Raw genomic sequence first — 15,068 nt, forward strand, 5'->3', positions numbered from 1 at the left:
AGGCCTCCCGCACGCAGGCGCAAAAAAACCGGCCATCGGTGGATGTCCGGTTCTGACGGCTGGGAAAAACAGACAGGCATGCGTCGTCAACGGCATTGAGCCGTGACGAAAGGCGGATCCCGCTGGCGCGGGCAACAAGAATTCGCTGCATCACTTCACCTGTTTTGTTCTTTTTAAGTGTGAGTGCGTGTTACTGCTGGAGCCGACTATAAACCCGACCGCCAAATAATCTCAATATATAATTTTGCATCCCATATTTTGGGATCTAGCCAGCAAAACGCGTACAGAGTTTTCCTGCAACGTCGACGCGCATGCTCAGCACGGCGCCATCCAATGGATGATTCAGTGGACTCTTGGCGCTGGTGATGAATAAGGTTTTCAAGTCTTCGCCACCGAACACGCAACTGGTCGGGCGACTGACCGGCAGATCGATTTTGCGATCCACCTGCCCGTCCGGCGTCAGGCGCAGCAGGCAACTGCCGTCCCAGCGTGCATTCCACACGTAGCCTTCGGCGTCCATCGCCGAGCCATCGGGACCACCGTGTCGATCGGACGAGTAGAACACCTGCGGAGCGTCGAGACTGCCGTCGGTGCGGATGAAATATCGATTGAGCGTGCTGTCGAGACTTTCACCAAACAGCAGCGTGGTGCCGTCGTCGCTCCACAACAAGGTATTGGGAATGCCCAGGCCGAGTAGCAGCGGTGTGACGCGCTGATCGGGATCGATACGGAACAGGCCACCGGAACGGCGCACCAGCGGCAGATCCTCACCGTGCTCGCCGATGTTGTTCTGCATGGTGCCCAACCACAACCGGCCCAAGGCATCGCAACGGGCTTCGTTGGGCCGGTTGCCCGGTTGCGGGTCGGCGACACAGAACAGCGTCAAGCGTGGCTCGAGGCCGGGCGAATCGAGATCGAGCCGGTAGACACCACTGCTCAATGTCACCAGCGCATCGCCGCTGGCGCAGGGAATGAAGGCGGAGATGTGCTCGGGCATCTGCCAGATCTGCACGTTCTGGCCGATCAGGCGCAACGCTTGTCTACCGGCGATATCCACCCAGTACAACGCCTGGGTCGGCGCATCCCAGAACGGGCCTTCGCCGAGTTGCGCGCGGTGTTGGGTCAGGGCGGTGCAGGTCATCTGGAATCCTTCATGTTCTTGTTGTTTCCAATGTGGGAGCGAGCCTGCTCGCGAAAGCGGCGTGTCAGTCAATGATGATGCATCTGACCTGACGCATTCGCGAGCAGGCTCGCTCCCACAGGGAATTTTCGGTCTTAGCTGGCTTTGCGGTCCGCCATGACTTTCGGGTAAAAGCGTTTTATCGCCAGATCGGCATTGTCGATCAAGGTCATGCACGCCCAAACGCCACGGGTCGAATCGCGCGCGGCGATGGCATCGGCCATGTCTTTATGGATCGGCAAGGTGCGGCGCAGTTCATCGGGGTCGGCGGCGGAGACTTCGAACGACACCGCCAGCAACGCGCCGAGGGCCGGGACCATTTGTTCGATGAACTGATTATGGCTGGCGGCCAGGATGCATTCGTGGAAAGCCTGGTCGGCACGGTTGTAATCAACGCCGCTGTCGACTGCACGTTCCAGCGCATTGAAAGCCAGTTGTACCGCTTCGATCTGCTCCGGCGTTGCGCGCTCACAGGCCCAGCGCACCGCCATCGGCTCGATGGTGCGGCGCAAATCCAGCAGATCATCGACGAAGTTTTCCGGCAACCCATTGCGCGATAGCCAACCGACCACCTGCGGATCGAACAGATTCCAGCGCCGTACTGGCAACACCCGCGTGCCGACCTTCGGTCCGACTTCGAGCATGCCTTTGGCGACGAGGGTTTTGATGGCTTCGCGAATCACCGTGCGGCTGACACCAAGCTGCTCGCCCAGATCCGCCTCGACCTTGATGGTCTGCCCCGGCTTGACCTGACCGGCAGCAATCCAACTGCCCAGCCAGTCAACGGTCGACGCATGAAAACTGCTGGACATGAACACCTCAAGGCGAATCGCGATGGGTGCCTACGCTAATCATCATACGATTAACAGTCAATCGGATTTTTTCAGCTTGCGCAAACCATTGTGGGAGCGAGCCTGCTCGCGAAAGCGTCGTGTCAGTCAACATTGCTGGCGACTGATACAGCGCGTTCGCGAGCAGGCTCGCTCCCACATTTTGGTGTTGTGTCAGGGTTCCAGGCCGATGCGAAAGAACTCGCCGCCGCTCCACACGCCCAACCAGCGCTGACCATCGATCTCGCGGCTCACCGCCAGTTCCACCAACTGGTAAAACACATTGCGGTGAATCAGCGCTTCAAGGTTGCTGCGCACGTGCACATAGGGCGCAGGCTCCTGGGTCTCAGGATCGATCTCGACACGCAGCGGATGCTCAGTCCCCGCTTCGGTGGTTTCCTCGACGTTGGTGGTAAAGCGCAAAACCTGCGCATCACCCTCGCCTTGCACTTCCACGGCAACCGCTACGAACGGCGCGTCATCGACCTTGATCCCGACCTTCTCGACCGGGGTAATCAGGAAATAATCATCGCCGTCGCGGCGGATGATGGTGGAGAACAGTTTGACCATCGGCTTGCGCCCGATCGGCGTACCCAGGTAGTACCAGGTGCCGTCACGGGCAATGCGCATGTCGATGTCGCCGCAGAAATCCGGGTTCCACAAATGCACCGGTGGCAGGCCTTTGGTCTTGGGGATCTGCCCCAGCAGGTCATTGGCTGTTTGCGGGTCACTCATGGCGTACTCCTTGATTACTGGTCGCCGATCCCCAGCAGGCTGCGTGCGTATTGCGCCAGCGGCGGACCGATGAGGTCTTCGGGTTTGGAATCATGGAACGTCAGTAAACCGCCACGACTCTTGATCCGTGCAGTATCAATCAAATACTGGGTGCTGGTCTCGATCAACATGATCTGAATCACGCCGCCATCGATACCGAGGCGATCCACGGCTTCCTGGTCCAGCCACTCGTCGGAGTTGCCGATGCGGTCATCAGCCTTGGCGAAACGTGTGTAGAGCAGGTAATGCGCCCCGGCATCACGGGCTTCGCCCATGGCTTGGTCGAGGCCTTCCGGCGCACGGGCGCGGCGGACCATCGGGAAGTATTCGACAAAGCCCTTGAAGGCTTCTTCGGCGACCACGTTCGGCCGTGGATAGGAACCACCCGGTGGCGCGAACGCGCCCTGGGCGATAAAGATGAACGAGTCCGGCTGAATGCGGAGATTGTTCACCCGGCGGCTGTCGCTATGGTCCAGAAGCCCCGCATCGCTCATGTGATAGCGAGTGCCTTCGGCCATATCGCTGACATTCATGCAGCCGCCAAGCGCCAAAACGGCCAGCAGCAAAACCAGGCTACGCATCCTATTCCTCCAGAAGCCGGTGTCGGAAAACCGGCGAATGGCCGTTGAATGCAGCTTTTGCGCCAGCTCGACAAATTCAGTGATAGAGGCATTCGCGAGCAGGCTCGCTCCCACAATTGAAATGCATTCCAAATGTGGGGCGAGCCTGCTCGCGAAAGCCGTTGTTCAACCGCCAATAATCTTCATGACAGTAGCGCCGCCAGAGAACGCCACCTCCTGTTTGTCACCCAACGCCTTGACCAGCAAACGTTGCAGCGCCGGCAACGCCTGGTGGCGCGGCTTGTCGAGCAGATCGCCGACATAGTGGCGGTTGCTCGACGATAAACAGCCATGCAGCCAACCGGTCGATGACAGGCGCAAGCGCGAACAAGTGCGGCAGAACGGCACACTTTCGTTGGCGATCACCCCGAAAGTGCCGCGACCGGGAATCGCATAGCGCACAGCCGTGGCGTCCACCGGTGCGTCGGTCTGGGCGTATTCATAACGTTCGCCGATCAGGCCGAGCAACTGCTCAAGGCTGACGAACTGCTGCAGGAAGGCATTGGAATCCTTGGCCAGATGGCCCATGCGCATCAGCTCGATGAAACGCAGTTCGAAGCCGCGCTCCAGACAGTAGTCGAGCAGCGGCATGACCTGATCGAGGTTCTGCCCGCGCAACGGCACCATGTTGACCTTGATCTTCATCCCGGCGGCGGCAGCCTGATCCATGCCATCGAGCACGCTGGCCAGATCGCCGCCACGAGCGATGCTGCGAAACGCAGCGGCATCAAGGGTATCGAGGGAAACGTTGATTCGACGCAGACCGGCATCGACCAGCAGCGGCAGTTTTTTCGCGAGGAGTTGACCATTGGTGGTCAGGCTGATGTCGTCGAGGCCCATCTGGCCGACGGCAGTCATGAACGATTCGAGTTTGGGGCTGACCAGTGGCTCGCCGCCAGTGATGCGCAGGCGCTCGATGCCGGCCGCTTCGATCAGGTATTCGACGCCGCGCGCCATGGCTTCGGCCGACAGCTCATCCTGCGCAGCGACCAACCGCTTGCCGTTGGGCACGCAGTAGGTACAGGCGTAATTGCAGGCAGAGGTCAGGCTGATGCGCAGATTGCGAAAACGCCTGCCTTGACGGTCAACGATCATGAAACACTCCGGCGAAAGAAAATCGAGCGAGCAAAACTTGACTGAGAAATCAGGTTTTAGCAAGCCCTATGCCTGAGTATATTCCTGTGCTATTGCGCCATGTTGTGAAAACACGGCGCAATCAGCCCGCTGAATGACTTATGTGCTCGGCGTTTCCGGGTCGCGCTTGCGCTTGTTGCCCATGCGCACGCCGATGTCCATCAGGAACTGGAAGAAGCCTTCCTGATCTTCCAGCACGTTGCTCCAGAACGGCGAGTGATACAGCGCCACCGCGCCGTGCACCAACGCCCAGGATGCGCAGTAGTGGAAGTACGGCGGCACGTCTTCGAGCTTTCCTTCGCTGATGCGACCCTTGATCAGCAGGGTCAGGCGTTCGAAGTTCGAGGCACGGATCTTGTGCAGTTCCTCGACCATCTCCGGCACCTGATTGCCCTTGACCACTTTCTCTTCGAGGCGGTCGAACAGGCGATAGCGCTGCGGGTCGCGCATGCGGAATTCGAAGTAAGCGCGGGACAGCGCTTCCTTGTCCTTGTCGACATCGGCCGAATGCAGCAGCTCGTTCAGATCGCGCTCGTAATCGAGCATCAGGCGCAAGTAGATCTCGGCCTTGGATTTGAAGTGCTTGTAGATCGTGCCTTTGCCGATACCCACGGCATCAGCAATCATCTCGACGGTGACACTGTCTTCACCCTGGTCGAGGAACAGCTTGAGCGCGGTATCGAGAATTTCCTGCTCGCGGCGACGAAATTCACGGACCTTACGAGGTTCTTTATGCATAAGAAAAAGGTCTGAAGGGTCAAAATTCGAAGCCGCGTATTATGCCTAACTTGCGCAAAAAAGCACGGTTCATCGACCAAATCTGTGTTTCTTGTTCATTTCGAGAACGAATCGGGTGCAATGAGAACTCAACTGAAGCAAACGTATTCCAAATTTGTTTAAAAACCCCGACCCGCTCACTGGACTGCACGCCAGACTGATCAATACTTGAACTGTCGGGCGACATCTCCCCCAAGTGTCGTGCCGGTAAAGGTACCAACGGACCGCGTGCCTTTGTTTTACTCCTAATGGTCTTAACCCGGATTCACCCCCCAGAACCCGGGTTTTTTTTGCCTGCGATTTGGCCTGCCGTCATACGGCAGATTTAACACTCGCCAGCGGGAACAAGCGCTTGAAGTTTTCCGTGGTCTGCTCGGCAAAGCGCTCGTAGTTCTCACCACGCAGCATCGCCAGAAACTCCGCCACTTCGCGCACGTACTGCGGCAGGTTCGGCTTGCCGCGATACGGAATCGGCGCCAGATACGGCGAATCGGTTTCCACCAGCAGGCGATCGGCCGGCACTTTGCTCGCCACATCGCGCAGAGCGTCGGCATTGCGGAACGTGACGATGCCCGACAGGGAAATGTAATAACCCATGTCCAGCGCCGCTTTGGCCATGTCCCAGTCCTCGGTGAAGCAATGCAACACACCGGCCTGGGGCAGCGCCGCTTCGCGCAGCAGTTCGAGGGTGTCGGCACGGGCGCCGCGAGTGTGGATGATCACCGGCTTGCCGGTCTGCTGCGCCGCTTGCAGATGCAGGCGAAACGACTCCTGCTGCAACTCGGCAGCTTCCGGCTCGTAGTGATAGTCGAGACCGGTTTCGCCGATCGCCACCACTTTCGGGTGATCGAGTTCGTGCAGCAGCCAGTCCAGCGCCGGTGCTGCGCCCGGCTGCACATCCAGCGGATGCACGCCGACCGAGCAATCGACATCGGCATAACGCTCGGCGAGGGCTTTGACGTCGGCGGCGTTGTCGGCGCTGACGCCAATGCACAAAAAGTGTCCGACCCCGCGCTCACGGGCCGCAGCGAGTGCGGCATCCAGCGAGCCTTCATGGGCGGCGAGGTCGAGACGGTCAAGGTGACAATGGGAATCTACGAGCATAAAAAGGACTGCAACTTACATCGTATGAGTGGGACGGTCGGATTTCAGCGCTCCGGCCAGATGAGTTTCGATGCGACTGCGCGCGGTGTCGTCGCCGTCGTTGAATTGCACACCGACACCGGCGGCGCGATTGCCTTGTGCGCCTTTGGGGGTGATCCAGGCGACTTTGCCGGCGACCGGAATTTTTTCCGCTTCATCCATCAGGTGCAACAGCATGAACACCTCGTCGCCCAACCGGTAGCTTTTGTTGGTCGGGATGAACAGTCCGCCATTCTTGATGAACGGCATGTAGGCGGCGTAGAGCACCGACTTGTCCTTGATGGTCAGGGACAAGATGCCGTTACGCGGCCCCGGGCTGACAGGTTCAATCATGTTCACCTCCACTGCTGATCTTCAGAGTCTAGGTACACATTCTTATCTTTGACCAGGCAATCCCACCCATTGCACCAACAATGCTTCCAGCAACAGGGCCGGATTGAGGTTGGCCTTGCTCAGCACTTTCTGTCGCTGGGCGAGAATCCAGTCTTGAATATCCAGCACTTTACCCTGCGGGCTTTTCTGGGCCAGGTACTGCACGACCTTGCGCATATCGGCCAGGCCGAGGCCGGCTTCGTCCTGAGTCAGTTGATAGCGCAAGATCAGGCTCGACCAGTCGCAGAACCAGTCGAACAGACGCAGCATCGGAATGCTTTTCCACTCTTCCGCCAGTTGCGTCGGCGATTGTTGTCCCTTGAGCAGCTTCTTCACGCCTTCGACCACTTGTGCACGTTGTTCACGCACACCTTGCGATTGCAGGCTGACCGCCATCAGCGGCGACCCGGCGGCGAGGGTCAGCAGTTCGACGCGCTCTTCCTCCGCGCAATCCGGCAGCGCCTGGGCCAGCCATTGCAGGCTCATCGCCTCGCCCGGCAGCGGGCAGGCCTGCTGCACGCAACGGCTCTTGATGGTTGGCAACAAACGGCTCGGCTGATGGCTGACCAATAGCAGCACGGTATCGCCGGACGGCTCTTCAAGGCTTTTGAGCAAGGCGTTGGCAGCGTTGATGTTCATCGACTCGACCGGCTCGATCAACACCACTTTGCGCCCCCCGAGCTGCGCGGTCTGCACGACGAAACTGACCAGATCACGAACCTGATCGACCTTGATCGCCTTGTCCGCCTCTTCCGGCTCCAGGATGTAATTGTCCGGATGACTGCCGGCCTTGAGCAGCAGACAGGATTTGCACTCGCCGCACGCCTCAGGCGTAGGGCGCTGACACAGCAGGCTGGCCATCAAGCGCTCGGCCAGCGCACGCTTGCCGATCCCGGCCGGACCGTGGAGCAGGTACGCGTGAGCATGCTGACTGCGGCCGGCCAGTTGCTGCCAGAGGCTGTCCTGCCATGGATAGGCCTCAGCCACGGGCCAGCTCCAGCAAATTCGGTAGCAAGGTGTCCAGCGATTGCTGCACCTTGGCCAATGGCTGACCGGCATCGATGCGCACGTAGCGCGACGGGTCGGCTTCGGCGCGTTTCAGGAACGCATTGCGCACGTTCTCGAAAAACGCCCGGCCTTCGAGTTCGAAACGGTCCAGGCGACCACGGGCACTGGCGCGGGCCAGGCCGATTTCAACGGGCAGGTCGAAAATCAAGGTCAGATCGGGCCGCAAGTCGCCCTGCACGAAAGTTTCCAGCGTGGCGATGCGCTCGAGTGACAAACCACGACCGCCGCCCTGATAGGCGTATGTTGAATCGGTGAAACGATCACACAGCACCACGGCGCCACGGGCCAGCGCCGGGCGAATCACCTCTGCCAGATGCTGGGCGCGCGCGGCGAACACCAGCAACAGCTCGGCGTCCGGGTGCATCACTTCGTCGGCCGGGGTCAGCAACACGTCACGAATCCGCTCGGCCAGCGGCGTACCGCCAGGCTCACGGGTGAGCAGCACTTCGATACCGGCGGCGCGCAGGCGCTCGGCGAGGTATTCGCGATTGGTGCTCTTGCCCGCGCCTTCCGGGCCTTCCAGGGTAATAAACAAGCCAGTCACAGGCAGTCCTTCATCAAAGTCATTGCGCGTTCTGTGGTGCAGCGGCGTCCGGTTCCGGGGCTGGCGCAAGTTCTTGCGGCGGCACTTGCGGCAGCGCCTCGGGCGCGGTGTTCGGCGAGGCCGCCGGAATGGCCTCATCGGTGGCCGGCGCGGTTACTGGTGCCGGGCTGGAACGGTAATCGGCACGGCGCTTGAGCTGGTATTCGCGCACCGCGTTGTTGTGCGCATCCAGATCATCGGAGAACACATGGCTGCCATCGCCACGGGCGACGAAATACAGGCTGCTGCCCTCAACCGGGTTGAGCGCAGCATGAATCGCCTCGCGCCCGACCATCGCAATCGGCGTAGGCGGCAAGCCGGGAATCACGTAGGTGTTGTAAGGCGTCGGCTCTTTCAAATGTGCGCGGGTCAGTTTGCCGGTGTAGCGATCACCGAGGCCATAAATCACCGTTGGATCGGTCTGCAACTGCATGCCCAACGCCATGCGCCGCACAAACACCCCGGCAATCTGCCCACGCTCCTGCGGAACGCCAGTCTCTTTCTCGACCAGCGAGGCCATGATCAGCGCTTGATAGGGTTCGCTGTAAGGCACATCGGCAGAACGCTGCGCCCACTCTTTGGCGAGCACTTCATCGAGACGATCAAAGGCCTTTTTCAGCAGCTCGGCATCGGACATGCCGCGCACGAAGCGATAGGTATCCGGGAAAAACCGACCTTCCGGGAACAAGCCTTTGTGGCCGATCTTCGCCATCACGTCGCTGTCGCTCAGGCCATTGAGGGTCTGCTCGAGCTTGTCGTCCTTGGCCAGGGCGGCGCGCACTTGATGGAAAGTCCAGCCTTCGACCAGGGTCAGGCTGTACTGAACCACGTCGCCGCGCTTCCACGAATCGATCAGACCGTTGACGGTCATGCCCGGCTGCATACGGTATTCGCCGCTGTGAATCGGTGTGCCGGCGAGATTGAAGCGCCAGTAGACGCGCAGCCAGAACGCGTCCTTGATGACGCCATCGGTTTCGAGTTCAAGGAAGGTACGGGTCGGTGTAGAGCCTTTCGGCACATCCAGCAGTTGTTCCTGCGGGATGTTCAGGGGCTGTTCCAGCGCCGAATGAATTTTCCAGGCGCTGGCGCCCAACAGCAGCCCTGCCAGAACCAGTCCGGTTTCCAGCAGCAGCAAAAGTTTACGTCTCACGAATCAAGCATCCAGTAGCGCGCGGGCAATGGTTTGCAGTTTACGGGTGAGCGGGCCAACCGGCCAGCTCAGTGCAGCACAGGCGCGTACCGGCCAGACGCCATAAACGCTGTTGCAGACAAACACTTCATCAGCCCATTGCAGCTGTTCGAGGCTGATATCGGCGATTTGCGTGGGGATGGCCAGCGACTCGGCCTGAAACAATATTTCCGCGCGCATCACACCTGCGACGCCGCAGCGCTTCAAGTCGGGCGTGATCAAGCCACCGTCGCGCACCAGGAAAATATTGCTGTACACACCTTCGACGACGCGCCCGGCCTGATCGAGCATCAAGCCTTCGGCATGCTCGCTGTCCTGCCATTCGGCGCGGGCGAGTACCTGCTCCAGTCGATTCAGATGTTTGAGCCCGGCCAACAACGGCTGCGTAGATAAACGCGTGTTGCAGGGAAACAGGCGGATGCCGTGCTCGGCATGGGTAGCGGGATAAGCCGCCGGCGGATTGCCTTGCAGAATACGTCGGCCCTGCGCCGCAGGATCGGGCGCATAACCGCGCAAGCCGTCGCCACGCGTGAGGATGAGCTTGAGCACGCCCTCACCCATCGCTGCTGCATAGCTGAGCAGTTCATGGCGAACCAGCTCGAGATCGGTCGCAATGGCCAGACGCGCACAGCCATCGGCCAGGCGCGCCAGGTGCCGATCCAGCAGGACCGGCTGACCGCTGCGCACGGCAATGGTCTCGAACAGACCATCGCCGTAAGCCAGGCCGCGATCTTTCAGCGACAGCGCGTCAGCCGGTTGACCGTCGACCCAGCTGTCCATCAACTGGCGAACCGGCGAAACGCCAGAGTGCCGTTGGTGCCGCCAAAACCGAAGGAGTTGGACAGCACGACATCGATGTCCATGTTACGCGCGGTGTGCGCAACGAAATCGAGATCGCAGCCTTCGTCCGGTTCATCAAGGTTGATGGTCGGCGGTGCCACCTGGCTGTTGATCGCCAGCACGCTGAAAATCGCTTCGACCGCGCCCGCCGCACCCAACAGGTGGCCGGTCATCGACTTGGTCGAGCTGACGGCCAGCTTGTAGGCGTGATCGCCGAACACCGACTTGATCGCATTGGCTTCGGCAAGGTCGCCGGCCGGGGTCGAGGTGCCGTGGGCGTTGATGTACTGCACTTGATCGACATTGATCTTCGCGTCGCGCAGGGCATTGGTGATGCAGCGCGCGGCACCGGCGCCATCGGCGGGTGGCGAGGTCATGTGGAACGCATCGCCACTGGTGCCGAAACCGATCAGCTCGGCGTAGATCGTGGCGCCACGGGCCTTGGCGTGCTCCAGCTCTTCGAGAACCAGAGCGCCAGCACCATCGGACAGAACGAAGCCGTCGCGGCCCTTGTCCCACGGACGGCTGGCGCGGGTTGGCTCGTCGTTGCGGGTCGACAGCGCACGGGATGCGCCGAAGCCGCCCATGCCCAGACCGCAAGCGGCCATTTCCGCGCCGCCGGCAATCATCACGTCAGCTTCGTCGTACATGATGTTGCGCGCCGCCATGCCGATGCAGTGCGTACCGGTGGTGCACGCGGTGGCGATGGCGTAGTTGGGTCCCTGTGCGCCCAGATGGATCGACAGGAAGCCGGAAATCATATTGATGATCGAGCCAGGCACAAAGAACGGCGAGATCCGTCGCGGACCGGTCTCGTGCAGGGTGCGGCTGGTCTCTTCGATGTTGGTCAGACCGCCAATCCCCGAACCCATGGCCACGCCAATGCGTTCACGGTTGGCATCGGTGACTTCCAGACCGGCGTTGCGCACGGCTTGAAAGCCTGCGGCGAGGCCGTACTGAATGAACAGGTCGAGCTTGCGCGCTTCCTTGACCGACAGGTATTCCTCGACATTGAAGCCTTTGACCGAACCACCGAAGCGGGTCGAATAGGCAGAAAGGTCGGTGTGTTCGATCAGACCAATGCCACTGCGGCCAGCCAGAATGCCCTGCCAACTGCTCGGCACATCCGTGCCCAGTGGCGACAACATACCCATACCGGTGACTACGACGCGTCTACGCGACACAGCACTCTCCTTTTTCAAATGACGACTTTGCATCAGGCCTAAAGAAAAAACCGCACGCCATGATGGCAGTGCGGTTTTTCCATGACAGCAAGCAACGATTACAAACTATTACGCCTGGTGGCTGGTAACGTAGTCGATTGCAGCTTGTACAGTAGTGATCTTTTCAGCTTCTTCGTCAGGGATTTCGGTCTCGAATTCCTCTTCCAGAGCCATCACCAGCTCAACGGTGTCAAGGGAGTCGGCACCCAGGTCTTCTACGAAGGAAGCGGTGTTGACCACTTCTTCTTCTTTAACACCCAGTTGCTCGGCAACGATTTTCTTGACGCGCTCTTCGATGGTGCTCATACCTTGTTTTCACTCCTAATGGACAAATTCAGGCAGCTGGCCAGTGGGTAAGTGTATAGAAAGCCTTTTCAGTTTTTCAACTGAAAGCTTCACTCCTCAAACCCTGCGGCCCTCTGCCTATAAATAGATTGCAGCTTTATAACGGATTTTAGACAGCTCGTATGACATTTTTTTGAAGCAATCCGTCACATTTTACTTACATGTACATCCCACCGTTCACCGGGATTGTAGCCCCGGTAACGTATGCCGCACCGTCGGATGCAAGAAAAGCGACCACGGACGCGATCTCTTGAGCTTGCCCCAGACGACCCAGCGGAATCTGCGTCTGCAAGGCTTCACGCTGTGCTTCAGGCAGCTCGCGGGTCATATCGGTGTCGATGAACCCTGGGGTTACCGAGTTGACCGTAATCGAACGCGAACCGACTTCACGCGCCATCGCCCGGCTGAAACCTTCCAGACCGGCCTTGGCGGCTGCATAGTTTACTTGGCCGGCGTTGCCCATGGCACCCACTACCGAGCCAATACTGATAATTCGACCCCAGCGCGCCTTGGTCATGCCACGCAAAACGCCCTTGGACAGGCGATACAGACTGTTCAAGTTGGTATCGATCACGTCGTACCACTCGTCGTCTTTCATGCGCATCATCAGGTTATCGCGGGTGATGCCGGCATTATTGACCAGAATCGCCACCGGCGCACCGAACTGCTCCTGAATGCCTGCCAGCACGGCGCTGACCGACTCGTCGCTGGTGACATTGAGTTCGAAACCGGCGCCCTGAATACCGTTCTCCTTCAGGGTCGCGGCAATGCGCTCGGCGCCCGACGCGGAGGTCGCGGTGCCTACAACGATGGCGCCCTGACGACCCAGTTCCAGCGCGATGGCCTGGCCGATGCCGCGGCTTGCACCGGTAACCAGTGCAACTTTACCTTGCAGACTCATGCAAGTTTCTCCTGATTCAGGCCTGCGCTGCACGAGCGGCAGCGAAGGCGTCTGGGGTATTGAGATTGGAAGTCGAAACGCCTTCGGCGCAACGTTTGTTCAGGCCAGCGAGGACTTTGCCCGGGCCGCATTCGACCAGATTGGTCGCGCCCTTGGCGGCCAAAGTCTGCACCGATTCAACCCAGCGCACTGGCTTGTAGAGCTGTTCGAGCAGATCGCGCTTGAGGGTTTCCAGATCGGCTGGCACTTGTGCGCTGACATTCTGTACCACCGGGATCTGCGGCGCCTGCCAGTCGATGGCGGCGATGGATTCAGCGAAGCGCTCGGCAGCCGGACGCATCAGCTCGCAGTGCGACGGCACGCTCACCGGCAACGGCATGGCGCGTTTGGCACCACGGGCCTTGCAGCCTTCGATGGCGCGCTCGACGGCTGCCTTGGCACCGGCGATCACCACTTGGCCCGGCGAGTTGAAATTCACTGCGCTGACGACTTCGCCTTGCGCCGCTTCGGCGCAGGCAGCCAGCACGTCGGCATCTTCCAGACCGAGGATCGCGGCCATGCCGCCCTGCCCGGCCGGCACCGCTTCCTGCATCAACTGGCCACGGCGCTCGACGAGCCTGACCGCGTCAGCCAGGCTCAGGCCGCCGGCGGCAACCAGCGCACTGTATTCACCCAGGCTGTGGCCGGCGACAAACGCCGGACGCGCGCCGCCTTCGGCCAGCCACAGACGCCACAGGGCGATCGAAGCGGTCAGAATGGCTGGTTGGGTTTTGTCGGTTTGATTGAGCAGCTCTTCCGGACCCTGTTGGGTCAGTGCCCACAGGTCGTAGCCCAGCGCAGCAGAGGCTTCTTGAAAGGTTTCGAGGATCAGCGGATGTTGCGCGCCCAGCTCGGCCAGCATGCCGAGGGACTGCGAACCCTGTCCTGGAAAGACGAATGCGAGGGAAGCAGACATGTAACAAGCCCCTAATGATCTTGTCGTCGGAAAATAACGCCCTGTTGGGGACGCCAGAAACTGACAGTTTGGATGGCCCTTTGAACCGGGCGGTCACATTTAAGCATTGTCCGACGAAAACGCCTAAGACAACAGCTCCTCCAGACGACCGTGGAGACGCTCGGGGAGGTTCTCTTGAATCTCGATCAGCGCCCGTTGAATGGCACTCTGAAAGCCCTGTACCCCGGCCGATCCGTGGCTTTTCACGACGATGCCCTGCAAGCCGAGAAAGCTTGCGCCATTATGCCGCGCCGGGGCCAGGTCGGCCTGCAGACGCTTCATCAACGGCAGCGCGAGAACGCCGACAGCGCGCGAAGCGAAATTTTTCTTGAACAAAGCCTCGATCCGCGCAGCAATCATCGTCGCCAGACCTTCGCTGGACTTGAGCAGGATGTTGCCGACGAAGCCGTCACACACCACCACATCGGCCTCGCCGCGATACAAGCCGTCGCCCTCGATAAAACCGATGTAGTTGATCCCGCGCGCAGCCTGCAACAACGTGGCGGCCAGTTTGACCTGCTGATTGCCCTTGATGTCTTCGGTGCCGATATTCAGCAGTGCCACACGCGGACGGGCGATACCCAGGGTCTGTGCAGCGACCGAGCCCATCACCGCAAACTGCAACAGGTGCTCGGCACTGCAATCGACGTTGGCGCCCAGATCGAGCAGCTGGCAATAACCGGTCTGCGTCGGAATCGCCGCGACCATGGCCGGCCGATCAATGCCGGGCAATGTCTTCAGCACGAATCGCGACAAGGCCATCAACGCACCTGTATTGCCGGCACTGACACAGGCCTGCACCTTGCCATCGCGCAGCAGTTCAAGGGCTACACGCATCGACGAATCCGGCTTGCCACGCAGGGCTTGGGCGGGTTTTTCGTCCATGGTGATGACTTCGCTCGCCGCGACAATCGTCAGGCGCGCGCGATCGGCAACCGACTGGCCGTGGATCAGTTCTTCAAGAAGGGAGGGTTGACCGACGAGGGTCAGGTGCAGCGAGGGTGTAGCAGACAGGCAAGCGAGACTGGCCTGAACAATGCTGCGGGGACCGAAGTCCCCGCCCATTGCGTCAATCGCGATGACTTGAGCAGACAA

17 protein-coding genes are annotated in these 15,068 nt (G+C 60.0%); all 17 read right to left on the reverse strand.

Annotation, left to right across the window (positions count from 1 at the left end):
• Nucleotides 1-265: 265 nt before the first annotated feature.
• The 17 genes from AB4N41_RS01205 to plsX all read right to left on the reverse strand — a co-directional run bounded on the left by AB4N41_RS01205 (nt 266) and on the right by plsX (nt 15,068).
• Nucleotides 266-1,141, reverse strand: a complete 876-nt coding sequence (locus AB4N41_RS01205; RefSeq protein ID WP_252876723.1) for an SMP-30/gluconolactonase/LRE family protein — start codon at nt 1,139-1,141, stop codon at nt 266-268.
• A 134-nt stretch (nt 1,142-1,275) separates the two neighbouring features.
• A complete protein-coding gene (locus tag AB4N41_RS01210) occupies nt 1,276-1,992 on the reverse strand; it encodes a FadR/GntR family transcriptional regulator (RefSeq protein WP_041479437.1) in 717 nt (238 codons plus the stop codon).
• A gap of 192 nt (nt 1,993-2,184) precedes the next feature.
• On the reverse strand, nt 2,185-2,745 hold the full coding sequence (locus AB4N41_RS01215) for a DUF1285 domain-containing protein (protein ID WP_056788265.1): 561 nt from the start codon (nt 2,743-2,745) through the stop codon (nt 2,185-2,187).
• Nucleotides 2,746-2,759: 14 nt separating this feature from the next.
• On the reverse strand, nt 2,760-3,365 hold the full coding sequence (locus AB4N41_RS01220) for a DUF4823 domain-containing protein (RefSeq protein WP_016770979.1): 606 nt from the start codon (nt 3,363-3,365) through the stop codon (nt 2,760-2,762).
• 165 nt (nt 3,366-3,530) lie between these two features.
• Entirely contained in the window at nt 3,531-4,499 is a 969-nt protein-coding gene (locus AB4N41_RS01225; protein ID WP_041479439.1) for a GTP 3',8-cyclase MoaA, read from the reverse strand.
• A gap of 138 nt (nt 4,500-4,637) precedes the next feature.
• On the reverse strand, nt 4,638-5,276 hold the full coding sequence (locus AB4N41_RS01230) for a TetR/AcrR family transcriptional regulator (protein ID WP_016770981.1): 639 nt from the start codon (nt 5,274-5,276) through the stop codon (nt 4,638-4,640).
• Nucleotides 5,277-5,627: 351 nt separating this feature from the next.
• Nucleotides 5,628-6,419 (reverse strand): TatD family hydrolase, encoded by a 792-nt coding sequence (locus tag AB4N41_RS01235; protein WP_236168404.1) that lies wholly within the window; start codon nt 6,417-6,419, stop codon nt 5,628-5,630.
• A gap of 15 nt (nt 6,420-6,434) precedes the next feature.
• The gene (locus AB4N41_RS01240; protein ID WP_016770983.1) at nt 6,435-6,791 is read right to left on the reverse strand and encodes a PilZ domain-containing protein; all 357 of its coding nucleotides are present in this window, start codon (nt 6,789-6,791) and stop codon (nt 6,435-6,437) included.
• 42 nt (nt 6,792-6,833) lie between these two features.
• Entirely contained in the window at nt 6,834-7,817 is a 984-nt protein-coding gene (locus AB4N41_RS01245) for a DNA polymerase III subunit delta' (protein ID WP_076563804.1), read from the reverse strand.
• Nucleotides 7,810-8,442 (reverse strand): dTMP kinase, encoded by a 633-nt coding sequence (tmk, locus tag AB4N41_RS01250; protein WP_016770985.1) that lies wholly within the window; start codon nt 8,440-8,442, stop codon nt 7,810-7,812. The genes AB4N41_RS01245 and tmk overlap by 8 nt, the downstream gene beginning before the upstream one ends.
• A 19-nt stretch (nt 8,443-8,461) precedes the next feature.
• The gene (mltG, locus tag AB4N41_RS01255; protein WP_252876724.1) at nt 8,462-9,631 is read right to left on the reverse strand and encodes an endolytic transglycosylase MltG; all 1,170 of its coding nucleotides are present in this window, start codon (nt 9,629-9,631) and stop codon (nt 8,462-8,464) included.
• A gap of 3 nt (nt 9,632-9,634) precedes the next feature.
• The gene (gene pabC / locus AB4N41_RS01260) at nt 9,635-10,450 is read right to left on the reverse strand and encodes an aminodeoxychorismate lyase (RefSeq protein ID WP_252876725.1); all 816 of its coding nucleotides are present in this window, start codon (nt 10,448-10,450) and stop codon (nt 9,635-9,637) included.
• Nucleotides 10,450-11,694: a beta-ketoacyl-ACP synthase II gene (fabF, locus tag AB4N41_RS01265; protein ID WP_252868088.1), complete on the reverse strand. Its 1,245-nt coding sequence runs from the start codon at nt 11,692-11,694 to the stop codon at nt 10,450-10,452. The genes pabC and fabF overlap by 1 nt, the downstream gene beginning before the upstream one ends.
• Before the next feature lie 108 nt (nt 11,695-11,802).
• Nucleotides 11,803-12,039 carry an acyl carrier protein gene (acpP, locus tag AB4N41_RS01270; protein ID WP_003175607.1) on the reverse strand — a complete coding sequence of 79 codons (237 nt, stop codon included), beginning with the start codon at nt 12,037-12,039 and terminating at the stop codon, nt 11,803-11,805.
• A 196-nt stretch (nt 12,040-12,235) separates the two neighbouring features.
• Nucleotides 12,236-12,979, reverse strand: a complete 744-nt coding sequence (fabG, locus tag AB4N41_RS01275; RefSeq protein ID WP_016770989.1) for a 3-oxoacyl-ACP reductase FabG — start codon at nt 12,977-12,979, stop codon at nt 12,236-12,238.
• 16 nt (nt 12,980-12,995) lie between these two features.
• Nucleotides 12,996-13,934, reverse strand: coding sequence for an ACP S-malonyltransferase (fabD, locus tag AB4N41_RS01280; RefSeq protein WP_252876726.1), 939 nt, complete (start codon nt 13,932-13,934; stop codon nt 12,996-12,998).
• Nucleotides 13,935-14,057: 123 nt separating this feature from the next.
• A complete protein-coding gene (plsX, locus tag AB4N41_RS01285) occupies nt 14,058-15,068 on the reverse strand; it encodes a phosphate acyltransferase PlsX (RefSeq protein ID WP_290127503.1) in 1,011 nt (336 codons plus the stop codon).

This window comes from Pseudomonas sp. S2_A10, from assembly GCF_054668465.1.

Coding starts and splice junctions, on each gene's coding strand:
- AB4N41_RS01205 (WP_252876723.1), bottom strand. CDS start 1,141: ATGACCTGCACCGCCCTGACCCAACACCGCGCGCAACTCGGCGAAGGC.
- AB4N41_RS01210 (WP_041479437.1), bottom strand. CDS start 1,992: ATGTCCAGCAGTTTTCATGCGTCGACCGTTGACTGGCTGGGCAGTTGG.
- AB4N41_RS01215 (WP_056788265.1), bottom strand. CDS start 2,745: ATGAGTGACCCGCAAACAGCCAATGACCTGCTGGGGCAGATCCCCAAG.
- AB4N41_RS01220 (WP_016770979.1), bottom strand. CDS start 3,365: ATGCGTAGCCTGGTTTTGCTGCTGGCCGTTTTGGCGCTTGGCGGCTGC.
- AB4N41_RS01225 (WP_041479439.1), bottom strand. CDS start 4,499: ATGATCGTTGACCGTCAAGGCAGGCGTTTTCGCAATCTGCGCATCAGC.
- AB4N41_RS01230 (WP_016770981.1), bottom strand. CDS start 5,276: ATGCATAAAGAACCTCGTAAGGTCCGTGAATTTCGTCGCCGCGAGCAG.
- AB4N41_RS01235 (WP_236168404.1), bottom strand. CDS start 6,419: ATGCTCGTAGATTCCCATTGTCACCTTGACCGTCTCGACCTCGCCGCC.
- AB4N41_RS01240 (WP_016770983.1), bottom strand. CDS start 6,791: ATGATTGAACCTGTCAGCCCGGGGCCGCGTAACGGCATCTTGTCCCTG.
- pabC (WP_252876725.1), bottom strand. CDS start 10,450: ATGGACAGCTGGGTCGACGGTCAACCGGCTGACGCGCTGTCGCTGAAA.
- acpP (WP_003175607.1), bottom strand. CDS start 12,039: ATGAGCACCATCGAAGAGCGCGTCAAGAAAATCGTTGCCGAGCAACTG.
- fabG (WP_016770989.1), bottom strand. CDS start 12,979: ATGAGTCTGCAAGGTAAAGTTGCACTGGTTACCGGTGCAAGCCGCGGC.
- fabD (WP_252876726.1), bottom strand. CDS start 13,934: ATGTCTGCTTCCCTCGCATTCGTCTTTCCAGGACAGGGTTCGCAGTCC.